Origin of the sequence: Gemmiger formicilis, from assembly GCF_024462815.1 — a bacterium.
Classification (GTDB): domain Bacteria; phylum Bacillota; class Clostridia; order Oscillospirales; family Ruminococcaceae; genus Gemmiger.
In genome coordinates, this window is sequence record NZ_JANGCG010000007.1 from 1 (window position 1) to 21,059 (window position 21,059).

The window sequence follows — 21,059 nt, forward strand, 5'->3', positions numbered from 1 at the left end:
CCGCCGCCAACGCCGCCCGGGCCGCTTTGGGGGAGGCACTGGACGAGGCCGAAGCCGCCGCAGACACTGCGGATACCGGCAGCATCGACCCCTACGGTTTTGCGGAAAAATTACTCCTCGTCGGACACATCCTTGCTCTCGGCATCGTAGACAACCGGGCCCTCGGGGGCGATGCTGCCGGTATCCGCAGTGTCTGCGGCGGCTTCGGCCTCGTCCAGTGCATCACCCAAAGCGGACAGGGCGGCGTTGGCGGCGGCGCTGGCCATACGGTCCAGCGTGCGCAGCTCCATAGCGGCGTACAAAACGCAGCCCAGATTCAGCGCACCCTCCACAATCAGCAGGATGCCGCACACCATAACCACGCTGACCGCCGCATCAAACGGATGCAGCACCAGCAGCACGCCCAAAGCCACCGAGACAACGCTGAGCAGCAGCAGCACCCACCATTTCTGGCCTTTGCGCTTGGCCAGATCAATGGCTGTGCCGACACGGCTCAGGCCGTCCACCAGAATGAAGATGCCAAAGACAGCCGGCAGGAAGCTGGCCACCACCTGCGGCTTGGCCAGCGTAAAGATGCCCAGCCCCGCCGTAATGACACCGCCCACCAGCATAAACGGCGCCGTAAAGCCGGTACCGCGGATGCGGGCGTACTGAATCAGGCAGACAATGCCGGTAACCAGCACCACAGCGCCGAAGGCGTAGCAAATCCAGAGCAGACTGGTCTGGGGCATAATCAGCAGCATCATGCCAATGATGATATAGGCGATGCTCAGCAGCATCATTCCGCTTTTGATATAGCGCAGCATAGGTGGCAGCTCCTTTTGCAGTTTACTTGTTGGCCGCTTCCATCGCCTTGGCGGCGGCCACAATCAGGTCGGCGCAGGCGTCACGGCCTAAGGTGGCGTTCAGGCACAGGTCATAGTTCTTGGCCTCGCCCCAGCGGTTCTCGGTATAATAGTTGTAGTAGCTTGCGCGGGCACGGTCATGCTTGGCCAGCTGGATCTCCCACAGGCGGTCGGGCATATCCTTGGCGTCAGGGCGGCTCTTGGCAAAGGCAATGCGGTCCTCCAGCGGCGCATACACAAAGGTGCGCAGGACGTTCTCGCGCTCACGCAGGACATAGTCGCCGCAGCGGCCCAGAATGACGCAGGGACCCTCGGCAGCAAGCTCCTTGATGACGTTGCTCTGCAGGATGTAGACCTGATCGGCCAGCGGCATTGTGTTGCCCATCATGTACAGGCTGTAAATCAAGCTGCCGCTGCGCTGGTTCTCGCTGGCGGCAATAGCTTCCTCGGTCAGGCCGCTTTTCTTGGCTGCAAGGGTAATCAGTTCCTTGTTGTAAAGGGGAATGCCCAGCTTATCGGCAACGGCCTGTGCAATCTCACTGCCGCCTGATGCGTATTCACGCGCCATCGTAATGACCATAGGTTCCTTCATAACTGATACACCTCACATATAATTTTAGTGTAGTTTGCACAAAATGGCACACTAACATAACTGTATTATACCCTGATTTTGTGGAAAACGCAAGAAAAAAATCCCGCCCGCGGTTCAAAATCCGCAGGCGGGAGGTGGGCTGTGGTTATTCGGCCTCGCCGGAAATCTCCTTGATGGCAGATACCGTTGCGGCCAGATTCTGCATATCGCTGGGAACAATCAGCTTGGTGGCCTTGCCGTCGGCAACCTTCTCCATCGCTTCCATGCTGCGCAGGGCCAGATAGTTGTGGTTGGGGTTGGCCTCGTTGATCATACGGATGGCGTCTGCCTGCGCCTTCTGAACGGTCAGCAGGGCCTCGGCCTCGCCCTCGGCCTCACGGATGCGCTGCTGCTTCACGGCCTCGGCGCGCAGGATGGCGGACTCCTTCTCGCCCTCGGCGCGGGTGATGGCAGCCTGCTTTTCGCCCTCGGCCAGCAGGATGGAGGCGCGCTTCTCACGGTCGGCCTTCATCTGCTTCTCCATCGCCTGACGGATTTCCACCGGCGGCTCGATGTTTTTCAGCTCCACGCGGTTGACCTTGATGCCCCAGCGGTCGGTGGCCTCGTCAAGGCTGGCAGTAATCTTGGTGTTGATCAAATCGCGGCTGGTCAGCGTCTCGTCTAGCGTCATCGAGCCGATGATGTCACGCAGGGTCGTGGCGGACAGGTTCTCAATGGCCTGAATCGGGCGGTTCACGCCGTAGGCGTACATCTTGGCGTCAAACACCTGGAAAAAGACAACGGTGTCAATCATCATGGTGACGTTGTCGCGGGTGATGACCGGCTGCGGCGGGAAGTCGGCAGCCTCCTCCTTCAGGGAAACCTTGCGGGAGATACGCTCCACAAACGGCGTGCGGATGTGCAGACCGGCGCCCCAGGTGTCCTTGTAGACGCCCAGCCACTCGGTGACATAGGCGTTGGACTGGGGCACAATGACGATGCAACGCACCAGCACCACCAGAATGATGATGAGCAGAATGGCAAAAATCAACAGCATGGGAAATTCCTCCTTTTTTTTTGGAAATCAAACCGCGGCCACGTCAGCGGTCACGGGCACCACGATGAGAACGGCACCGTCCACGGCGATGACCTTGCAGCGGTCCCCCACGGCCAGCGGTACCTCGGCGCGGGCCTGCCAGTCAAGGCCGTCCACCCGCACGCGGCCCAGCAGCCCGGGCTCCACTGCGACAAGGACAACCCCCTGCTTGCCGATGGTGAGGGGCGAGCCGTTGGTGACAGGGGCCTTGTGCTGCCCGCGGCGGCTGGCAAGGTTGGGCAGCATCAGCGCGAACGAGATGGCCGATACAACGGCGAAAATCAGCATCTGCCAGCCGAAGCCAATCGGGAAGAAGCTGGCAACCATCGCCGCCGCTGCGCCCACGGCAAACCATACCGAGACAAGCGCGGTGGTGGCTGCCTCCACCGCGATGAAGGCGGCGAACGCAACCAGCCAGAGAACCGTATCAAACCACATTGAAGAAAACCACATAGGGAGCCTCCTTTCAGAGCAGGGAAGTGCTTACCACCACTGTAACATTCTATAGGGGCGCTGTCAAGAGCAAGCTGTGTGGTGTGCACAGGATATGCGGGTGCAATTAAACAATATGGAGTAATTCACTGAAATTATACTCGTTGTAAATACGTATGCCGTTTGCTGCCAGCAGCGCGGCGGTCAGGCCGTCACCGGGAATTTTGGTGTGGGTGAAGCTGCCGTCATAAATTGTACCCCTGCCGCAGCTGGGGCTGTTGGCCTTTAAAATCGCGGCCTCGCACCCGTACAGCTGCGCCAGCTGCAAGGCAGCCGCGGCCCCGCGCTGATACTGCGCGGTCACGTCTGCGCCACTTTCGGTCAGCACGCGGCCGCCCACGCGCTCCGCAGGCGGGCGGGGTGTGGGCAGGCCGCCGTAGACCTCGGGGCAGATGGGGATAAGGGTGTGCGCCCCGGTGTGCAGGGCATCCAGCAGGGCGGGGCAGGCGTTGTGGCCGCCGGAATATTTGCACGCCACACCCAGCAGGCAGGCGCTGACGAGAATCTTCACGAAAACACCGGCTTTCCGTAAATTTTGCGGCAAATTCAGTATAGCATAAAGTGGGAGGGAACACAATGAAAAAGTTTTTTGACCGCCCGCCTATGGACACACAAAATTAACAGGTTAGCTCTTGCAATGTACGCCCGCAGCCCTTACAATACTACTAACTTTCCGTAAATTGTGCGGTAAAACCAGTAGCATAAAAGAGGAGGAACCACAATGAAAAAATATTTTGACCGCCCGCCGAGCACGATGGGGGATTGGCTGGTGCTGGCGGCGGGGACGGCGTTGCTGTTTGCCGCTGTGGCACGGCTGCCCGCGGCCCTGATGGCACTGGGCGGTCTGCTGGCGCTGCTGGCACCCTTCGGCTGGGGGCTGGTGCTGGCCTATGTGTTGGACATACCCACGCGCTTTTTTGCGCAAAAACTGTTTGGGGGCCGCCGCGGCGGGGCTATGGCGGTCAGCTATGCGCTGTTTTTCGGCGTGCTGGCGCTGCTGGCTGCACTGGTTGTGCCCCAGCTGGTGCAAAGCATCACCGCCTTTGCCGGACGGCTGACCGCCTATGAGGAGACCATCCGACAACTCTTGCTCTGGGTGCAGGCGACCTTCGGCATCGACATGGCCACGGCGGAACAGCTGGTGCAGGCCGTGGGGAGTGAGCTGCAAGGCTGGTTCGCGTCGCTCTCCCGCCAGGCGGCTCAGACGGCGGCCCGCGCGGTGGGGGATGCTGCAGACGCCGCCGCCAATGCCTTTGTGGCGCTGGCGGTCAGTATCTACCTGCTCTCCGGCAAAGAAAAACTGCTGCACGCCGCGCACACCTGCCTGCGGGCAGCGCTGCCGCCCCGGGCGGCGGGCAGTGTGCTGGCTGTCTGCGCACTGGCCAACCGCATTTTCAGCGGCTACCTTGGCGGGCAGCTGCTGGATGCCCTGCTGGTCGGCGGCGAGACCTTTGCGCTGATGGCGGTTTTCGGGCTGGACTATGCGCCGCTGCTGGCGGTGCTGGTCGGCGTGACGAACATCATCCCGGTGCTGGGGCCGTTCCTCGGCGCGGTGCCGGGCATCGTCATCCTGCTGCTGGAATCGCCTTGGAAAGCGGCAGAATTTGCCATCATCATTTTGGTAGTGCAGCAGGTGGACGGCAACTTCATTGCGCCGCGCATCCTGGGCGGCGCCACCGGCCTGCCGGGGCTGGGTGTGCTGCTGGCCATTGTGGTGGGCGGTGCGTGGTTTGGCATCCCGGGCATGGCGCTGGGTGTGCCCACGCTGGCTGTGGTAGCGGCGCTGCTCAAGCAGGCGGTGGGGGCCGGACTGGCAGCCCGCGGCCTGGACGCAGATGCCCTCGACCGGGATTTCCCGCCCATGGACACACAAAATTAACAGGTTATCTCTTGCAATGTACGCTCGCAGCGCTTACAATACTAATAATATGGTATAAAAAGGGGCGGAACGCTTGAAAGACGAACATATCTGGTCCAAAAAGCCGGAGACGATATTGGATTGGTTCTGCGTGGTCGGGGCCTGTATCGCATTTTATCTGATTTTAAACAACCTCGGGTATTTCCTGGGCAAAATCGGCTTCTTTATCGGGATTCTGTCGCCGTTTGCGGGCGGCGTGGTCATCGCCTATATCCTTGACCCGATGGTCAAATTCTTCTACATCAGGCTGTTCAAGGAGAAGAAGGGCACGCGCGGCTTTGCCATCCTGCTGGCCTACGCCGTGGCGATCCTGCTGCTTGTGCTGCTGGCCTGGCTGGTCGTGCCGCAGATCGTGAACAGCATCGGAATGCTGTTTACGAACTTCCCCAGCTACATACAGGGCGTGCAGAATATGCTGCTCTATGTCCAGAGTGAGTACGGCATCGACCTGCAGCAGGCCACCAAAATGCTCGATGATTCCGAGGCAATGGTCAAGGAAATCTATGCGATGGCAACCGAAGCCATGCCGCAGATCGTGGCGAGCATCGGCAGCGTGGCATCCAACTTTGTGGCGATCTTTACCTCGATCGCGGCCAGCATCTACATGCTGGCGGACAAGGACCATCTGCTGCACCAGCTGCGCACGCTGGCGCACGCCTTCCTGCCGGAGAAGGTGGCCGAAAACACCCTGCGCATCTGCCACTACGCCAATGTAAACTTCACGGGCTTTTTTGTGGGCAAGATCATCGACTCCGCCATCATCGGCGTTATCACCTTTGTGGCCATGACGATCCTGCGGCTTGATTTTGCCGTGCTGATCAGCGTGTTTATCGGCATTACGAATATTATCCCGGTGTTCGGTCCCTTTATCGGCGCGATCCCAAGCGTGTTTATCCTGCTGCTGATAGATCCGCTGCAGGCGGTCATCTTCTGCGTGTTGATTCTGATTATCCAGCAGTTGGACGGCAACTTCATCGGCCCAAAGATTCTCGGCTCGTCCATCGGCATCTCGGCACTGTGGATTCTGTTCTCCATCGTGGTGGGCGGCGATTTGTTCGGCATTGTCGGCATGGTGGTCGGCGTGCCGGTCTTTGCCACGCTCTACGGTCTGGCGCAGGAGTTTGTGCACTATCTGCTGGATCGCCGCGGCATTGACAGCGAGGGCAAACCGGTAGAACACGAAGCCGAAGATACAGAAAATGTGTTTGAGTAAGGGGGCTTAGCCCGCCTGCCACAAAAATAAGCCGCTGTTTACAGCATAAGCACTGTAAACAGCGGCTTTTCTTTTTGCAATTTACGCCCCCGGCAGCAGGGTTACCACATCCCGCAGCAGCACAAGCGGGCTTTCGCCCTTCTGCACGCGCAGGCTGAAGTAGGGGCGGCCCAGCGCGTTGTACAGCACCCGGTGGGGGTACTGCGCCATGACCTTTTCCAGCTGCTTCGGGCCGACAACGTCCGAGTAGAGAATCAGCTGGTCGCCGCGCTGGACGATTTCCGCAACGCCGGTGCGGGCCGCCGTCACGCGCACCAGCGAGACATCCACCAGCCCCTGCACGCTTTTGGGCGGGCTGCCGTAGCGGTCAATCAGCTCATCCAGCACGTCCTCGGCGTCGGCGGTGGTCTCGATGGCGGCGATCCGCTTGTAGGCCTCAATGCGCCCGGCGGCGTCCGGGATATAGTCCTCCGGCAGGAAGGCGTCCACGGTAATGTCCACAAGGCAGTCGCTCTTGTCGGGGGGCGGGGCTTCGCCGCGGGCGGTGGCAATCGCCTGCCCCAGCATCTTGACATACAGGTCATAGCCCACGGCCTCCATATGGCCGTGCTGGCTGTGGCCCAGCAGGCTGCCCGCGCCGCGTATCTGCAAATCGCGCATCGCAATGCGAAAACCGGACCCGAAGGAGGTGAACTCCCGGATGGCGGATAGCCGCTTGGCGGCCACCTCGGTCAGCACCTTGTCGCGGGTGAAGGTGAAATACGCATACGCCCGGCGGGAGGAACGCCCCACACGGCCGCGTATCTGGTACAGCTGCGAAAGCCCCATGCGGTCGGCATTCTCAATAATCAGCGTGTTGCAGTTGCGCACATCCACGCCGGTCTCAATCAGGGTGGTGCAGACGAGAATATCAATCTCGTTGTCCAATAATTGCTGCCACACCGACGAAATCTGCTCCTCGGTCATCTTGCCGTGGGCAATGCCGATGCGTGCGCCGGGCACCATCTTGCCGACCCGGGCGGCACATTCCTCAATGGTGTCCACGCGGTTGTGCAGATAGTACACCTGTCCGCCGCGGGCCAGCTCCTTACGGATGGCCTCGGAGACAATGCCCTCGTCATATTCCAGCACGTAGGTCTCGATGGGCTGGCGCTCAAAGGGCGGCTGCTCGATGGTGCTCATATCCCGGATGCCGGACAGCGCCATATTCAGCGTGCGGGGAATGGGCGTGGCCGACAGCGTCAGCATATCCACGCCGATGAAGCTCTCCTTCAGCTTTTCCTTGTGCTTGACGCCGAAGCGCTGCTCCTCGTCGATGATGACAAGCCCCAAATCCTTGAACTTCACATCGTTGGAAAGCAGCCGGTGGGTGCCCACGACAATGTCCACAGTGCCGTCCTTCAGTCCGCGCAGCGTCTCCTTCTGCTCCTTCGGCGTGCGGTAGCGGGACAGCAGTCCGATGCGGATGGGGAAGGACTCCATGCGGGTCAGCGCCGTGTTGAAGTGCTGCCACGCCAGAATCGTGGTGGGGGCCAGAATCGCGCACTGCTTGCCGCCCATCACGCATTTGAACGCCGCCCGCAGTGCGACCTCGGTCTTGCCAAAGCCGACATCGCCGCAGAGCAGGCGGTCCATCGGCCACGGCTCCTCCATATCGTGCTTGATTTCCGCGGCGCAGGTCAGCTGGTCGGGGGTCTCCTCATAGGCAAAGCGCTGCTCAAAATCGCCCTGCCAGGTGTCATCATCGGGGAAAGCATAGCCGTGTGCCTGCTTGCGGCGGGCGTAGAGCTCAATCAGCTCCTTGGCCATCTGCTCGGTCGCGGCCTTGACCTTCTTGCGGGTCTTGGCCCAGTCGGTGCCGCCCAGACGGCTCAGCTTCACGTTGTCGCTGTCACCCGGTGCGGTGTAGCGGGACAGCAAATCCAGCTGGGTGACCGGCACATAGAGCACGTCTTTTTTGTCGTACTCAATGCGCAGATAATCCTTGGTGACACCCTGCACGGCCATCCGCTGGATGCCCGCATACCGCCCGATGCCGTGGTTCTGGTGCACCACCAGATCCCCCACCGAGATTTCGCTCAGGCTGTTCAGCGCGTCCTTATTGCGCTTTTTCCGCTTCTGGGTGCTGCTCACCCCGAACGCACGCGCCGTGAACAGCGCATACTTCGCAAACGGCAGACTGCACCCGGCGGAAAGCTGCCCCGCCAGCACCTGTACCAGCCCGGCGGTGGGCGCGGCGTCTGCGTCGGTGGTGACGTTCAGCCCCTTGGCGTGCAAATCGGCGGCCAGACCTGCCGCAGCGCGGGGCGTTCCGGCCAGCACCGTGACCGCCGCGCCGCCGTTGCACAGCGGCTGGATATCCTCCAGCAGCCCGGCCACCTCGCCATTCCACGCGGGCAGCGCGTGGGCGGTGGCGTTGACAATGACCTTCAGCGGTACATCGGGCATACTGCGGGCAAAGTTTTCGGCACACAGCGTGCGGTGCACGGCGGTCTGCGCCCACAGCCAGCTGTTCTCGGCGTAGAGCTTATCCAGCCCGGCGGCCAGCGCGCCGTCCTCAATCAGGGCGGTAAGCTCCTCGCCCCGGCGGTAGGCGGTGGCGCGCTCGGCTTCCCGCAGGGAGGCGGGCTCCTCCAGAACCAGCAGCGGGTCATCAAAATAATCAAGAATTGTGGTGGGCTCGAGGTAACGCAGGGCCAGATATTTGTCCATATCCACCGGCATAGCGCCGCCGTCCAGCTGGGCCAGATCGGTGGCGGTGCAGGCCTCCAGCGCAGTGCGCCGCTTGCCGCGGGCCTTTTTGATGTAGGCGCGTATCAGTTCCGCGGCCTGCGCGGGCTGGCCAAACAGCACCTCGCGGGCGGGGGAGACGTAAATCTTCTCAATCGGCTCATCCCGGCGCTGGGTGGCCAAATCGAAGCTGTGCATCGTGTCAATCTCATCGCCCCAGAACTCGAGACGGGCGGGCTGCTTCATATCCGGCGCGTAGATGTCCACAATATCGCCGCGGATGGAAAACTGGCCCGGGCCGTCCACCTGGTCGCGCCGGGTGTAGCCCGCGCCGTACAGCAGGGCGGTGAGCTCGGCCCGCGGCAGGGTATCGCCGGGGTGCAGCGTGCGGGTGTTGGCGCAGAACTCCGCCCGCGGCGTGGTGTACTGGGTCAGACCCTCATCCGGCACGCAGACAGCCTGCAGCCGCCCGCCCACAAGGTCGCCCAGCACGGCAAGGCGGCGGTACTCGTACTCGCGGCCGGTGCCCTCAATGGGGCGCAGCACGTAATCGCGTGCGGGGAAAACCGCTGCCGCCACGCCCAGCGCGTTCAAATCCCCGGCAAAGCGGGTGGCCTCGGCCTCGCCGGGGGTCACGATGCACAAGGGCTTGTCCAAAGCGTGGGAAAGCGCGGCGTAGACCAGCGCCCGGCCTGCGCCGGGTATGCCAAATAAGGCGCAAGCCCCCGGAGCACCGAGCGCCTGCGCCAGCTTTTTGTATTCGTCCGTTTTGGTAAAAAGTGCATGGAACATAAAAGCACCTGCTGAAGCAAACAAACGTAGGGCGGTATGACCTCACCCCGCCGCGGCGGCCGGAGGTCAGGCCGCCCTACGTCTGACCAGAAAATCGGGTATGGGAGTATCAGCTGTTCAGATACTCCGTCTTGAGCCAGCCATAAATGCCGTTGTAGTTCACAACAACCCAGCTGCCGTCCTCATTGGTGCCCAGCGCGGTCACGGCCGTGGCGGCGGGCACCTTGCCCAGCACATCATAGTCAGTGCTGGGGCCGGCGCGCATATTCAGGTTGTTGTCCGGCGTGACGGTGTAGCTGGGCTGCTCACCCTCATTGTAATAGGTGGTGGGCTGCACGCTCAGACCGTCATAGGTGGGCACAGCGGTCGGCTCCGGCGTGGGCTCGGGGGTAGCCTCGGGCTGTGCCTCCTCCGCGGGGGTTTCCTCCGGGGTGGAAGCGGTAAAGCTGTCGGCGGTCGGGTCGCTTATGGCGGAGGCATCGGCGGAGATAACGTCCCCGGCGGGGGCGCTGCTGCCGCCGGTCTTGCCGTCAAAGGTGCCGCTGAGCAGCAGGACGCTGAAGATGATGCAGGCAATCAGCGCAACGGCGCAGAGCACCAGACGAAGCATAGCTTTTTTACGGATTTTACTCATGGTTGCACGTCCCCTCAGTGGTTGAACTTGTTCTGGGCATATTGCAGGTTGCCGTTCATCAGCAGCTTGCAGGCGTCCTCAATGTCCGGGTAGCGGTCGGTCATGGCCTTGCGGTCAGCAGGGGGCAGCTTGCCCAGCACCCACGCGGCCAGATCATACTGCGGGTTGGGCTTGGCGCCGATGCCGATGCGGATACGGCTGAAATTCTCAGTGCCGAGGCTGGCAATGATGCTTTTCAGTCCGTTGTGCCCGCCCGCCGAGCCGTGGGGCCGGATGCGCAGATGCCCCGGCTCCTGCGTGATATCGTCACACAGCACAATCACGTGGTCGGCGGGAATCTTGTAGAAATTCGCCGCCGGGGCAATGCTCTGCCCACTCAGGTTCATATAGGTCAGCGGCTTCAGCAGTACCACCTTGTGGTCCTCCACCTGCGCCGTGCCGTACAGGCCTTGCCATTTGGCTTTGGCAATATCGCAGTGCCACTGGGCGGCCAGATAATCCAGCGCCTCAAAGCCAGCATTGTGGCGTGTGCCGTCATATTTTGGTTCGGGGTTGCCCAGCCCGGCAATCAGCCAGTCTGCCCCGGAGGTCATTCCTAACATAGATGCAGTCCCTTATTTGTTCTTCTTGTCGGCTTCCAGCTTCTGCTTTTTGGCAATGTACTTCTGCAGCTTGTTCTCGCCCCAGCCGTCAATTTCCGTCTGCTTGGCGCGCTCAATGCTCAGCGCACCGGCGGGCACGTCATGGCCGATGGTGGAGCCCGCCGCCGTGAAGGCGTGGTCGCCCACCGTGACCGGCGCAACCAGATTGGTGTTGCAGCCGATGAAGGCATAGTCACCGATGGTGGTGTGGTACTTGCCCTCGCCGTCATAGTTGCAGGTGACGGTGCCGCAGCCGAAGTTGCAGTACTTGCCCACAGTGGCATCACCGATGTAGGTCAGGTGGCTGACCGTGTTGCCCTCGGCAAAGTCGGCGTTCTTCGTCTCAACATAGGCACCCAGATGGCAGCCCTCGGCGGTCTTGGTGCCGGTGCGCACATGGGTGAAGGGGCCGATTTTGTTGTTGGGGCCGATGTGGCTCTCGTAGCACTGGCTGGCGTTGATGGTGGAGCCTGCCTCGACCACGGTATCCTCCAGCAGGGTGTTGGGGCCGATAACGCAGTCCGCGCCGATGACCGTTTTGCCGCGCAGGATGCAGCCCGGCAGGATGGTGGCACCGGGGGCAATGATGACCTCCGGCTCAATATAGACATCACGGCTGATGAAATTCACGCCGTTGTCCAGATGGCGCTCAAACGTGGCAGCGTAGCGCTGCTGCGCCAGCTCAAATTTCTCTTTTGCGGTAGACATAACACATCTTCCTTTATATACCTTTTATAGTAGCCCGCCCGGCGGGCGGCGGCATCCGGGCAGGGCCCGGCGGAATCTATACCTTTATATTGTATATCACACGGCTGATTTTAGCAAGATGAAAAACAAAAAAGGGAACGATTTGAAAAATATTTCAAACTTCCCACCCATTATAGTTTACACGATTTTTGTGCAAATTGCAATAGATATACCAAAAAAGTTTGGCAACTTTTCGACGAAACTATTGAGCATTTTTTTAACAATCTACTGGAAATCTGCTTTTCAGTCTGTTATAATGGACTATGCAAACATGATTTATGTGATGCAAACACGTCACCAATTTGGGAGGTAACTATGAGCAAGAAATTCTTGTACCTGTTCAAAGAGGGCCATGACGCCTTCGGCGGCGACCAGACCACCATGAAGAACATTCTGGGTGGTAAGGGCGCCGGCCTGGCCGAGATGACCCACGCCGGTATGCCGGTTCCGCAGGGCTTCACCATCACCACCGAGGCCTGCACCCAGTACTACGCTGACAACCGCGAAATCAACGATGAGATTAAAGCGGACATCTTCAAATACATGGGCATCCTTGAGGAGCAGACCGGTAAGACCTTCGGCTCCATCGAGAACCCGCTGCTGGTCTCCGTCCGTTCCGGCGCACGCCAGTCCATGCCCGGTATGATGGACACCATCCTGAACCTCGGCCTGAACGATCAGGCTGTTGAGGGTCTGGCCAAAAAGACCGACAACCCCCGCTTTGCCTATGACTGCTACCGCCGCTTCATCCAGATGTACTCTGATGTTGTCATGGAGCTGGGCAAGAGCTTCTTCGAGGAGCGCATCGACGCTATGAAGGAGCGCAAGGGCGTCAAGCAGGACGTTGAGCTGGATGCCAATGACCTGAAGGAACTCGTCAAGGAGTTCAAGGCTATCTATCTGGAGAAGCAGGGCGAGGAGTTCCCGCAGGATCCCAAGGAGCAGCTGATTGGCGCTGTCAAGGCCGTTTTCCGTTCCTGGGACAACCCCCGCGCCAATGTCTATCGTAAGATGAACGAGATTCCTTACGAGTGGGGCACTGCCGTCAACGTGCAGCAGATGGCCTTCGGTAACTCCGGTATGCGTTCCGGCACCGGCGTTGCCTTCACCCGCAACCCCGCCACCGGCGAGAAGAAGCTGATGGGCGAGTACCTGATCAATGCTCAGGGCGAGGACGTTGTTGCTGGTATCCGTACTCCTTCTCCCATCAGCAAGCTGCATGAGGAGATGCCCGAGGTCTATGACCAGTTCGTCGAGATTGCTACCCGCCTCGAGAATTACTACAAGGATATGCAGGACATGGAGTTCACCATCGAGGATGGCAAGCTCTTCATGCTGCAGACCCGTAACGGCAAGCGTACCGCTCAGGCTGCGCTGCAGATTGCCTGCGACCTCGTCGATGAGGGCGTTATTGATGAAAAGACCGCTGTTCTGCGCGTTGAGCCCAAGCAGCTGGACACCCTGCTGCACCCGCAGTTTGACGCTGCTGCCCTGAAGGCTGCCGAGGCTATCGGCAAGGGCCTGGCCGCTTCTCCGGGATCTGCCTGCGGCCGCGTTGTCTTCTCCGCTGAGGATGCAGAGGAGAAGGTCAAGGACGAGGCTTGGAAGAAGGTTGTTCTGGTTCGTCTGGAGACCTCTCCCGAGGATATCGTCGGTATGCAGGTTTCTCAGGGCATCCTGACCGTCCGCGGCGGTATGACCAGCCACGCTGCTGTTGTCGCCCGCGGCATGGGTACCTGCTGCGTCTCCGGCTGCGGCAATGACAACGATGTTGCCATTGACTACGATGCCAAGGTTATCACCATCAACGGCCACACCTTCCACGAGGGTGACTGGATGAGCATCGACGGCTCCACCGGCAACATCTACGAGGGCCAGATCGCTACCGTTGCTTCCACCGAGAACGCAAACTTCAAGCGCTTCATGGGCTGGGCTGATGCCAACCGCCAGATGAAGGTCATGACCAACGCCGACAACCCGCGTGACGCGCAGAACGCCGTCGATATGGGCGCTGAGGGCATTGGCCTGTGCCGTACCGAGCATATGTTCTTCGCTGAGGATCGCATTGCTGCTGTCCGCGAGATGATTTGCGCCCGCACCGTTGAGGAGCGCAAGACTGCTCTGGCTAAGGTTGAGCCGTTCCAGGAGGCAGACTTCACCGCTATGTACCGCATCATGGGCGAGCGTCCGATGACCATCCGTTATCTGGATCCGCCGCTGCATGAGTTCCTGCCCACCAAGGCAGAGGACATCGCTGCTCTGGCCAAGGATATGGGTATGACCACCGAGGAGCTGAACAACGTTGTTGTCAGCCTGCATGAGTTCAACCCCATGATGGGCCACCGTGGCTGCCGTCTGGCTGTCACCTATCCCGAGATTGCCGAGATGCAGACCAACGCTGTTATTAAGGCAGCTCTGAAGGTTTCTGCTGAGACTGGTAAGATGATTACCCCGCACATCATGGTTCCTCTGGTTGGCGAGGTCAAGGAGCTGAAGTTCGTCAAGGACGTCATCGTCAAGACTGCTGATGCTCTGATTGCTGCTGCCGGCGTTGACATGAAGTACGAGGTCGGCACCATGATTGAGATTCCGCGTGCCGCTCTGACCGCAGGCGAGATTGCCAAGGAAGCTGACTTCTTCAGCTTCGGCACCAACGACCTGACCCAGATGACCTTCGGCTTCAGCCGTGACGATGCCGCCAAGTTCCTGACTGCCTACTATGACAACAAGATTTACGAGAGCGATCCGTTCCAGCATCTGGATCAGATCGGCGTTGGCAAGCTGGTCAAGATGGCTGCTGCTGACGGCCGCGCCACCAACCCGAACCTGGGTCTGGGTATCTGCGGCGAGCACGGCGGCGACCCCTCCAGCGTTGAGTTCTGCCACAATGTTGGTCTGGACTATGTCAGCTGCTCTCCCTTCCGTGTTCCCATCGCCCGCCTTGCTGCCGCACAGGCTGCCATTAAAAATCCCAGAGCGTAAGATTGTTGCAGAATATGCACAAAACGCTCCGATAAATAGCTAAAATGAAGCGCATCACCCGTAAAAAGGTGGTGCGCTTCTTGTTTTTAGCACAAAATTGATATGCTAAGGGGGAAAGTGTATCATTTTTCGGAGCAAGCTATTGCGTTTGTTTCCCCCCACACCCCCTTTCAGCCAGCTGAAGTGATAAAAGCCAGCTGAAAAAGAGAATATTCGTATCCTTTGCACCTTACCTGTATCGGGCCAAGGTGCTTTTTTTATTACAAATTTGGAGGTAGCCCTATGGGTAAGTATCAGAAGAACATCGAAAATGCCCGCAGCGTCACGATTATGCAGTATCTGACCACCTGCCACCCCGGTGAGTTTGTCCGAAAAACAGACGATGAATACTGCACCAAAACACACGGCAGCCTTGTGATTACGCCGAGCAAGGATCTGTTTCACTGGTTCTCGCAGAATATCGGAGGAAGAAGTGCGCTGGATTACATGACGAATGTGGAGCGCGTGGATTTTGTTTCCGCCGTCCGCTTTCTCAATGAGCTGACGCCCGTCCCTGTTTCTTCTCAGATGGCAAAAATAGCTGTGTTTGCAAAGCAGCAGAAACCGCGTGAGTTTGAACTGCCCAAAGCGGACAAAAACTGCGAGGCCGTCACAGCCTAAAGGAGGAACAGATGAAAACAATCGCAGTAGCAAACCAGAAAGGCGGCGTAGGAAAAACTACCACGACCGTAAACCTCGGCACTTCACTGGCCGCCATGGGCTACAAGGTACTTTTGGTGGACGCCGATCCGCAGGGCGATTTGAGCAGTTACCTTGGATATACGGGAACCGACAACGGCGCAACGCTCAACGATTTGATGGAATCCGCCATTACCGATGAATCTGCCCCGGATGTGGTGATTCACCATGAGGAAGAAGTGGATTTTATCCCATCTGACATCGGTTTGTCCGATATGGAAGTCAGGCTCGTCAATGTGATGGCGCACGAGCGCATTATGGAGCAGGCTTTGGAGCCGTTTCAAAACAAATACGATTACTGCTTGATCGATTGTATGCCCTCGCTGGGAATCATTACGGTGGCCTCCCTTGTGGCGGCAGACCGGGAAAAACACACTCAATCACAGCCCATGCAGGCTGCTCCCTCCAATGGCGGTTGCACCTGTGTGGGCTTTTTTCGTTTCTGAGATTTTTTACTTCCAACAGCCAGTGATCTGCTTTCGTTCTGATCAGTAATGCAGCGGTGCAGAGGACAACTCGAATCAGGCTCAAATACAAGGTGGCTCACTTGGTCACCTTTCAGCTTGCTGAGATTCTTAGCAGCAGGGAAGGGTGATCCGGTGGGCTTCTTCATTATCCATATTTCTGAATTTACCGCCGCATTGTGAAGGGGGTGCTCAAATAGTATCTCCGCGTCTTGCCATAATAAATTTTGATTTCTTTTCAAACCTCCAATGGGCGGTACGTACCCCAACCGCATACAATGACTGACAACTAAACCAACAGCAAAGTGGTGTGTCTGGGGCAATATGCCGAAAAACAGTTGCAGTAGAAATTAATGCGACAGGATGCGTTGAAAATTGTCGACTGTTGTGGTATTATACTATTAACTGTCATAGCAAATTTGAGCTTAGAGGTATCCTCCATTACCGAAATGGCGGATACCCTGCCGACTAAAAAGAGGAGGGAGGGCGCCATGGATGTGCAGCTGTTTGAGCGCAATGCAAAGGTCTGCCAAGCGGCAGCATCGGTACGAACTGGCGCATGGATATTTGCAGGAACATGGGTATCTGGCTGGGGCGCTGGCTGTATGAGCAAAAGGTGCTGCTGCGCAGGCAGTCACCAAAACTGAATGCGGAACAGATAGATAAATTGCGGAAACTGCTGGACGAGGAACCGGCAGAAAAAGTAGGGTAAGGTTTAAGGAGAAATCATGACAAGGTTTAAGCACGATTTGATTTTGCGGATCATAAAAATCATGGATGCGGTTTTGATGACCGTTCCGTTTGCGCTGTGCTGGTATTTGTACTATGCAAAGCACATTGCATCGCCATTTTACGCAAAGGGCGATTATCTGGTGGTGGCACTGTTCTTTGTGCTGTTCGTTATCTTTGGGCGCGTATACGATGCCTTTTTGATGTCCATGCAGCGCATTTCCGAGATTGTCTACGCGCAGTTCTTGGCGGCAGCGGTCAGCGATTTCATTATGTATATCGTGATTTGGCTGCTGAGCAAGCATTTGCCCAACATCTTACCGGGCGTTGCGGCGCTGATCGGGCAGGTGGTTTTGGCGGCTGTCTGGGCATATAACGCGCACCATGCGTATTTTAAGATTTTCCCGCCGCAGGCAACGGCTGTAATTTACGACACCCGCCATGGTATGGAAAAACTGATTGGCAAGTATGGGCTGGACACTAAGTACAAGGTTGTGCTTACCGCCACGGCAGATGAATGCATTGCGAACCTTGCCATGCTAGACGGCGTCAGCACGGTATTTATGAGCGGTATCCATAGCCATGACCGCAATGTGATTCTGAAATATTGCGTGGAAAACAATATCGGAATCTTTGTTATCCCCCGCATTGGCGACACCATTATGTCCGGCGCGTATCCGATGCATATGTTCCACCTGCCGATGCTGAAGGTAGGCCGTTACCATCCGCAGCCGGAGTATTTGTTCATTAAGCGTCTGCTGGACATTGTGATTTCGGCTGTCGCATTGGTCGTTCTCAGCCCAATCTTCCTTGTCACGGCGATTGCCATCAAAGTAACCGATCACGGACCGGTGTTTTATAAGCAGATTCGCTTGACCAAGGATGGCAAAGAGTTTGGCATTTTGAAATTCCGCAGTATGCGAGTAGACGCGGAAAAGGACGGTGTAGCTCGTTTGTCCAGCGGTGAACACGACGACCGCATCACACCTGTTGGCAGAGTGATTCGCGCTTGCCGCATTGATGAGCTGCCACAACTTCTCAATATACTTAAGGGTGAATTGAGCATTGTCGGTCCCCGCCCCGAACGTCCCGAAATTGCCGCCCAGTACTGCGAGGAAATGCCGGAGTTTTCCCTGCGCTTACAGGCAAAGGCGGGTCTGACCGGCTACGCGCAAATTTACGGCAAGTACAACACGACCCCCTACGACAAGCTGGTCATGGACTTGATGTACATAGCGCATCCCAGCATTGTCGAGGATCTCAAGATCATGTTTGCGACGGTGAAGATTCTGTTTATGCCAGAGTCCACAGAGGGCGTCAGCGAAGGGCAGACCACTGCTATGAGTGGCAAAAAGTGATGGATATATAGCATGGTTTTATAGCGATATAGACAAAAATCAAGCAGAAATCCGCCTGATGTGACATCAGGAATAAACATAGGGCTTTCGATGACAATATCATTCTGCGGGTCTCGCAGGACGATGAGAACATCATCTGAGACTGAAATCGGTCTTGAAGACAAGAATGTGCTGCTCATAAAGACGCTACGGTAAAGAGATGTTTATACCAGAGTCTACCGAAGCGGAAAAGATGAGAAAAATGTAGAAAAGTATTGATTCTACGGCATATTTTGAGGTTCTGTGGAGTCAGGCATAAACGAAGCGGTTACTGTTGCGGGTCTATGAGCCGGAAATAAGGCTCACAGATGATTGTTACAGTAGGTTGAGTTTATGCCAGAGTCCACAGAGATGATATAAACGCAGAAAACGCTGAAAAATGTTGATATTACGGCACTTTTTCGAGAATGTGACATCAGGTATAAACAAAGGTCTTTCCATAACAAAGGGGTTGAAATCACCGATAGAGGCGATGTGTACACATAGCCATAGGCCAATAGCAGTTGTGGTGTACACACCGCAGTCTACATAACACGCGCGTGAAGCGCACAAGTTTATTTGAGGAAGACAGAAAAGAAGAGGTTGTAAGTACATATATGAGGATTTTGATTCACACAGATGAATACTATCCCACAGCTCAGGCGTGTTCGTATAGAATGCGCACCATGGCCGATGCCTTCATCGACCAAGGCGATGAGGTTGTGGTGATAGCAAGTTCCACGAATAAGGGAAATGGAAAAATTGAGCCACGAAGAGAGAAAATTCTCTATTCTCCGGCAATTCGCATGAAAAAGAAAACAACAGTAATGCGAATGCTTAATAACCTCAGTTTTGGCATCACATCCATTTTTACTGCTATGAAGGCGGGCAAGGTAGATGTGGTTATCACGACTTCGCCACCTCCACTAGTAAGCATTCCCGGATGGATTATCGCAAAGTGTAAGGGTGCAAAACTGGTATATGATGTGCGCGATATCTGGCCGGATGTGGCACTTGAAATGGGCAGCTTTACAGAGGGTAGCATCTATTGCAAAGTGTTCAGAACGATTACTCGCTTCATGTACAAGCATGCGGATTGGGTGACTACCGTTTCCCCTGGCAAGGTTGAAAAAATCAAAGGTCATGTGATTTCAGTTGGCGGTGCTAAGGGTGGAGAGGCTCATGTGGACAAGGTGAAACTTGTCGGCAATGGTTTTGACGAGAGTGTTGAGAACAGTACCATTGATAATGATTTGATTGCTCAATATGAACTCGATAAGAAGTTTACCTGCGTTTATGTTGGTAATATTGGCTTAGCGCAGGGCTTAGGAGCACTGCTGGATATGGCAGAGCAATCAAAGCATAAGGAAGTCCAGTTCTTGCTCTTTGGCAAAGGCGCAGAAAAGGATGTGCTGGAGCAGCAGGCAAAGGAGCGCGGGCTTGATAATGTCCGTTTCTGCGGAGTGCTTCCGCATGAGAAGGTGTTCACACTTCTGTCCTATGCAAAAATGAGCTTTATTCCTTTGAAGAACTCTAACATGAAGGACAGCATTCCGACAAAAGTGTATGAGGCACTTGGAATTGGCTGCCCGGTATTGCTTGTCGCAGAGGGAGATTCTTGCGACATTGTGAATGAATCGGAGATGGGAAGATGCGTCTCTCCGGATCACACGGAACAGCTTGCGGCAGTTTTCGATGAAATGGTCGAGAACTATTCTAAATACAGTGAGCATCGCACTGAAGCAAGAAAATTGATGCATGAGAAATATTCGCGGCAACAAATCGCGGTTGCTTTTGAAAAACAGCTGCATGGACTGCTGAAGTAAAGACGGAGGAAAGAAAAATGGTTAATGTAATCGGCTTGGGCTACATTGGTCTGCCTACTGCTTTGATGATGGCTTCCCACGGTGTGGAAGTGATTGGTACTGACTACAATAAGGAGCTTGTCGCTACTTTGAATGCTGGCAAGACTACCTTTAAGGAAAAAGGACTGGATGAACTGTTCCAGAATGCTCTGAATGCTGGAATCAAGTTCACCACCGAATACCAGGTCACCGATACTTACATCGTGTCTGTTCCTACTCCGTATGACAAGTTCAGCAAGAAGGTTGATGCCTGCTACGTTGTAGAGGCTGTTAAGGACGTTATGCGTGTCTGCCCGAAGGGGGCAACTGTGGTTGTTGAGTCCACTGTTTCTCCGGGAACCATTGATAAGTATGTCCGCCCGGTAATTGAAGAGAACGGCTTCACCATCGGTGAGGATATTAACCTTGTCCACGCTCCGGAGCGTATCATCCCCGGCAACATGGTTTACGAGCTGCTACACAATAACCGCACAATTGGCGCTGATGATAAGGCCATCGGCGAAAAGGTCAAGACCCTGTATTCTTCCTTCTGCCAGGGCGAGATCGTTGTGACGGATATCCGTACTGCAGAGATGACCAAGGTCGTTGAGAACACCTTCCGTGCAGTTAACATCGCCTTTGCAAACGAGCTGGCAAAAATCTGCCGTCACGACAATATGGATGTCTATGAGATCATCAAGATTTGCAATATGCATCCTCGCGTAAATATCCTGCAGCCGGGTCCCGGTGTTGGCGGTCACTGCATCAGCGTTGACCCCTGGTTCCTCGTCGGCGATTATCCGTCCTTGGCGAAGGTCATTGACGAGTCCATGAAGACCAATGACGGTATGCCGGACTTCGTGCTGAACCGTATCTATGAGATCATGAAGGAAAAGGGTCTTACGGATGTGAGCCGCGTTGGTCTCTATGGCTTGACCTACAAAGAGAATGTGGATGATATGCGTGAGTCCCCCACGCTGCAGTTGCTGGAGAGCCAGGAACGCCATTTGGCAACCGGTTTGAAGGTTTACGACCCGTTTATTACAAAGGATGTGGTCAAGAATCAGTATCATGATCTAGACACTTTCCTTGCAGATGTTGATATGGTTGTCGTCATGGTTAAGCACACCGAAATCCGCGAGAATGTGGACAAGCTGTCTGGCAAGGTAGTCCTGGATTGCCATAATATCATTGATCTGCCGGGCGTGTATCACATTTAAAATATGATGAGAAGTGCTGTGCAGAAA

18 protein-coding genes are annotated in these 21,059 nt (G+C 56.5%); 9 read left to right on the forward strand and 9 right to left on the reverse strand.

All coding sequences use genetic code 11. The features are described from left to right. Positions 1-110: 110 nt before the first annotated feature. The 5 genes from NE623_RS07350 to NE623_RS07370 all read right to left on the reverse strand — a co-directional run bounded on the left by NE623_RS07350 (position 111) and on the right by NE623_RS07370 (position 3,515). Entirely contained in the window at positions 111-806 is a 696-nt protein-coding gene (locus NE623_RS07350) for an HdeD family acid-resistance protein (protein WP_256276141.1), read from the reverse strand. 22 nt (positions 807-828) lie between these two features. Next, entirely contained in the window at positions 829-1,437 is a 609-nt protein-coding gene (locus NE623_RS07355; protein WP_256271389.1) for an AAA family ATPase, read from the reverse strand. Positions 1,438-1,582: 145 nt separating this feature from the next. After that, positions 1,583-2,473, reverse strand: a complete 891-nt coding sequence (locus NE623_RS07360) for an SPFH domain-containing protein (protein WP_256271390.1) — start codon at positions 2,471-2,473, stop codon at positions 1,583-1,585. A gap of 27 nt (positions 2,474-2,500) precedes the next feature. Continuing rightward, positions 2,501-2,965: an NfeD family protein gene (locus NE623_RS07365; RefSeq protein ID WP_256271391.1), complete on the reverse strand. Its 465-nt coding sequence runs from the start codon at positions 2,963-2,965 to the stop codon at positions 2,501-2,503. 106 nt (positions 2,966-3,071) lie between these two features. After that, on the reverse strand, positions 3,072-3,515 hold the full coding sequence (locus tag NE623_RS07370; protein WP_256271392.1) for a DUF523 domain-containing protein: 444 nt from the start codon (positions 3,513-3,515) through the stop codon (positions 3,072-3,074). A 210-nt stretch (positions 3,516-3,725) separates the two neighbouring features. Between NE623_RS07370 and NE623_RS07375 the strand changes: the two genes are divergently transcribed. Together NE623_RS07375 and NE623_RS07380 are read left to right on the forward strand one after the other, a co-directional pair. Beyond that, positions 3,726-4,883 (forward strand): AI-2E family transporter, encoded by a 1,158-nt coding sequence (locus NE623_RS07375; RefSeq protein WP_256271393.1) that lies wholly within the window; start codon positions 3,726-3,728, stop codon positions 4,881-4,883. Positions 4,884-4,956: 73 nt separating this feature from the next. Continuing rightward, a complete protein-coding gene (locus tag NE623_RS07380) occupies positions 4,957-6,135 on the forward strand; it encodes an AI-2E family transporter (RefSeq protein WP_256271394.1) in 1,179 nt (392 codons plus the stop codon). A gap of 81 nt (positions 6,136-6,216) precedes the next feature. Here the strand turns inward: NE623_RS07380 and mfd are convergent, their stop codons facing one another. The 4 genes from mfd to NE623_RS07400 all read right to left on the reverse strand — a co-directional run bounded on the left by mfd (position 6,217) and on the right by NE623_RS07400 (position 11,640). Next, positions 6,217-9,657 (reverse strand): transcription-repair coupling factor, encoded by a 3,441-nt coding sequence (gene mfd / locus NE623_RS07385; RefSeq protein WP_256271395.1) that lies wholly within the window; start codon positions 9,655-9,657, stop codon positions 6,217-6,219. A gap of 109 nt (positions 9,658-9,766) precedes the next feature. Next, positions 9,767-10,291, reverse strand: coding sequence for an SH3 domain-containing protein (locus tag NE623_RS07390; protein WP_256271396.1), 525 nt, complete (start codon positions 10,289-10,291; stop codon positions 9,767-9,769). 14 nt (positions 10,292-10,305) lie between these two features. Further along, positions 10,306-10,893, reverse strand: a complete 588-nt coding sequence (gene pth, locus NE623_RS07395) for an aminoacyl-tRNA hydrolase (RefSeq protein ID WP_256271397.1) — start codon at positions 10,891-10,893, stop codon at positions 10,306-10,308. 12 nt (positions 10,894-10,905) lie between these two features. Next, on the reverse strand, positions 10,906-11,640 hold the full coding sequence (locus NE623_RS07400; protein WP_256271398.1) for a UDP-N-acetylglucosamine diphosphorylase: 735 nt from the start codon (positions 11,638-11,640) through the stop codon (positions 10,906-10,908). Between the two features lie 354 nt (positions 11,641-11,994). On the opposite strand from NE623_RS07400, the gene ppdK reads away from it, so the two are divergent. From ppdK to NE623_RS07435, 7 genes are all read left to right on the forward strand, one after another. Continuing rightward, entirely contained in the window at positions 11,995-14,661 is a 2,667-nt protein-coding gene (ppdK, locus tag NE623_RS07405) for a pyruvate, phosphate dikinase (protein WP_256271399.1), read from the forward strand. A 282-nt stretch (positions 14,662-14,943) separates the two neighbouring features. Further along, complete coding sequence (locus tag NE623_RS07410) at positions 14,944-15,321, forward strand: hypothetical protein (RefSeq protein ID WP_256271400.1); 378 nt, start codon at positions 14,944-14,946, stop codon at positions 15,319-15,321. 11 nt (positions 15,322-15,332) lie between these two features. Continuing rightward, positions 15,333-15,845 carry a ParA family protein gene (locus NE623_RS07415; RefSeq protein WP_256271401.1) on the forward strand — a complete coding sequence of 171 codons (513 nt, stop codon included), beginning with the start codon at positions 15,333-15,335 and terminating at the stop codon, positions 15,843-15,845. Between the two features lie 595 nt (positions 15,846-16,440). Then, the gene (locus tag NE623_RS07420; RefSeq protein ID WP_256271402.1) at positions 16,441-16,575 is read left to right on the forward strand and encodes a hypothetical protein; all 135 of its coding nucleotides are present in this window, start codon (positions 16,441-16,443) and stop codon (positions 16,573-16,575) included. 16 nt (positions 16,576-16,591) lie between these two features. Then, positions 16,592-17,950 (forward strand): sugar transferase, encoded by a 1,359-nt coding sequence (locus tag NE623_RS07425; protein WP_256271403.1) that lies wholly within the window; start codon positions 16,592-16,594, stop codon positions 17,948-17,950. A gap of 635 nt (positions 17,951-18,585) precedes the next feature. After that, positions 18,586-19,794 carry a glycosyltransferase family 4 protein gene (locus NE623_RS07430; protein ID WP_256276142.1) on the forward strand — a complete coding sequence of 403 codons (1,209 nt, stop codon included), beginning with the start codon at positions 18,586-18,588 and terminating at the stop codon, positions 19,792-19,794. A 17-nt stretch (positions 19,795-19,811) separates the two neighbouring features. Continuing rightward, positions 19,812-21,032 (forward strand): nucleotide sugar dehydrogenase, encoded by a 1,221-nt coding sequence (locus tag NE623_RS07435; RefSeq protein WP_256271405.1) that lies wholly within the window; start codon positions 19,812-19,814, stop codon positions 21,030-21,032. Positions 21,033-21,059: the final 27 nt, after the last annotated feature.

Coding starts and splice junctions, on each gene's coding strand:
- NE623_RS07425 (WP_256271403.1), top strand. CDS start 16,592: ATGACAAGGTTTAAGCACGATTTGATTTTGCGGATCATAAAAATCATG.
- NE623_RS07400 (WP_256271398.1), bottom strand. CDS start 11,640: ATGTCTACCGCAAAAGAGAAATTTGAGCTGGCGCAGCAGCGCTACGCT.
- NE623_RS07360 (WP_256271390.1), bottom strand. CDS start 2,473: ATGCTGTTGATTTTTGCCATTCTGCTCATCATCATTCTGGTGGTGCTG.
- NE623_RS07415 (WP_256271401.1), top strand. CDS start 15,333: ATGAAAACAATCGCAGTAGCAAACCAGAAAGGCGGCGTAGGAAAAACT.
- ppdK (WP_256271399.1), top strand. CDS start 11,995: ATGAGCAAGAAATTCTTGTACCTGTTCAAAGAGGGCCATGACGCCTTC.
- NE623_RS07355 (WP_256271389.1), bottom strand. CDS start 1,437: ATGAAGGAACCTATGGTCATTACGATGGCGCGTGAATACGCATCAGGC.
- pth (WP_256271397.1), bottom strand. CDS start 10,893: ATGTTAGGAATGACCTCCGGGGCAGACTGGCTGATTGCCGGGCTGGGC.
- NE623_RS07420 (WP_256271402.1), top strand. CDS start 16,441: ATGGGTATCTGGCTGGGGCGCTGGCTGTATGAGCAAAAGGTGCTGCTG.
- NE623_RS07410 (WP_256271400.1), top strand. CDS start 14,944: ATGGGTAAGTATCAGAAGAACATCGAAAATGCCCGCAGCGTCACGATT.
- NE623_RS07390 (WP_256271396.1), bottom strand. CDS start 10,291: ATGAGTAAAATCCGTAAAAAAGCTATGCTTCGTCTGGTGCTCTGCGCC.
- NE623_RS07365 (WP_256271391.1), bottom strand. CDS start 2,965: ATGTGGTTTTCTTCAATGTGGTTTGATACGGTTCTCTGGCTGGTTGCG.
- NE623_RS07350 (WP_256276141.1), bottom strand. CDS start 806: ATGCTGCGCTATATCAAAAGCGGAATGATGCTGCTGAGCATCGCCTAT.
- NE623_RS07375 (WP_256271393.1), top strand. CDS start 3,726: ATGAAAAAATATTTTGACCGCCCGCCGAGCACGATGGGGGATTGGCTG.
- NE623_RS07435 (WP_256271405.1), top strand. CDS start 19,812: ATGGTTAATGTAATCGGCTTGGGCTACATTGGTCTGCCTACTGCTTTG.
- mfd (WP_256271395.1), bottom strand. CDS start 9,657: ATGTTCCATGCACTTTTTACCAAAACGGACGAATACAAAAAGCTGGCG.
- NE623_RS07430 (WP_256276142.1), top strand. CDS start 18,586: ATGAGGATTTTGATTCACACAGATGAATACTATCCCACAGCTCAGGCG.